2 protein-coding genes are annotated in these 1,591 nt (G+C 62.5%); one reads left to right on the forward strand and one right to left on the reverse strand.

Annotation, left to right across the window (positions count from 1 at the left end; translation table 11 throughout):
* Positions 1-216 precede the first annotated feature (216 nt).
* On the reverse strand, positions 217-570 hold the full coding sequence (locus PROAA_RS13640; RefSeq protein WP_186411861.1) for a bifunctional adenosylcobinamide kinase/adenosylcobinamide-phosphate guanylyltransferase: 354 nt from the start codon (positions 568-570) through the stop codon (positions 217-219).
* Positions 571-632: 62 nt separating this feature from the next.
* On the opposite strand from PROAA_RS13640, the gene cobT reads away from it, so the two are divergent.
* A partial coding sequence (gene cobT / locus PROAA_RS13645; RefSeq protein ID WP_186411862.1) for a nicotinate-nucleotide--dimethylbenzimidazole phosphoribosyltransferase occupies positions 633-1,591 on the forward strand: 959 nt, incomplete at its 3' end.

Below are 1,591 nucleotides of genomic sequence, written 5' to 3' on the forward strand. Positions count from 1 at the left end.
AGTGCGCCGAAGCCGACCAGCGGATGCCAGCGCTTCGGCTCGCCGAGCCGATGGTCCAACACGACGGCGGCGATCGCGGCAAGCGGCAACCACAAGGTCGGTGGGATGCTCAATTCGAGTGGCAAGGAGGCAGGCATGGGAAGATCAGGAAAGCGGAGCGGGGATTTTACGCCGAATATCGCGATCTTCCGCAGCCTGAACTGATGCCGGCCGGTGCTATTTGAGGGCCAGCGGATGCCCTGCCACGACCATCGTCACCTTCTCCTCGGCCTGATTGGCCGATTCTCCGGCGAAGAGCAGATTCGACAGCCATAGCGTCAGGCAGTCCACCAGCAAGCACACTCCGGGAGCAGCATTTTGCCGCAATGCCGATGCCAGATCGAGCGGCGACTCGACCAATCCCCATTCGGCAGGGCGGCGTGCCCGGTGCCGGGCAATGCGCTGCGACATTTCGCCATCCAGCGCTTGCCCGGTAGCCACGTAGATAACTCGCAGACCGCTTTCGATGGCGCGCCTTTCCGCCAATGTGCTCTTGCCCGAGCGGGCACCACCGATGATCAGCTCTTTCATGCCGCAAGCTTAGCATGAGCGCCCACGCGTATAATCTGCGCTTTGTCCTAGGCGAGCTCGCCATGCAATTTTCCATTCTCCCGATCAAGAACACGCTCGATCCGGTACTGCACGCCAAGATCGACAACAAGACCAAACCGCTCGGTGCGCTCGGCCAGCTCGAAAGGCTGGCACTGCAGGTCGGCCGGATTCAGCAGTCGCTGACGCCGAAGTTTTCGCAACCGCATCTGCTGGTCTTTGCCGGAGACCACGGTGCGGCCAAAGCCGGCGTATCGGCTTTCCCCCAGGACGTAACCTGGCAAATGGTCGAGAACTTTCTCGTCGGTGGTGCGGCAATCAACGTTTTCGCTCGGCAGAACGGTTTGGCACTGAAGGTCATCGACGCCGGGGTGGCGCATGATTTCGGAGAGCGCGACAGGCTGATCGACGCCAGCATCGGCCACGGCACACGCAACTATATTGACGAGCCGGCGATGAGTTCTGCCGATTGCGCCGCTGCACTGATCAAGGGCGCGAACATTGCCCGCGATCTGGCTGACGAAGGATGCAACGTTGTCGGATTCGGCGAAATGGGCATCGGGAATACGGCGTCGGCCGCGCTGATTACCCACGCTCTGACGGGATCGCCGCTGATCGATTGCATCGGTCGCGGAACCGGCCTTGATGACGCCGGGCTGGCGCGCAAGCGCGAACTGCTGACACAAGCAGTCAGCCGCGCTTCATTAGCGGCCGACGCAGACGCAATGACGGTGCTCGCCGAGTTCGGCGGCTTCGAGATCGTCATGATGGCGGGTGCCATGCTGGGTGCAGCGGAGCGCGGCATGCTGTTGCTGATCGACGGCTTCATCGTGACCGCCGCTCTGCTCGCGGCTTCGCGCATTGATCCCCGTATTCGCGGCTACTGCATTTTCTGCCACCGCTCCGCCGAACCGGGGCACCAGGCACAGCTGCATGCCCTCAAAGCCGAGCCGCTTCTTGACCTCGGTTTGCGTCTCGGCGAAGGCACCGGCGCAGCCTTGGC

The organism is Candidatus Propionivibrio aalborgensis (assembly GCF_900089945.1).
Classification (GTDB): domain Bacteria; phylum Pseudomonadota; class Gammaproteobacteria; order Burkholderiales; family Rhodocyclaceae; genus Propionivibrio; species Propionivibrio aalborgensis.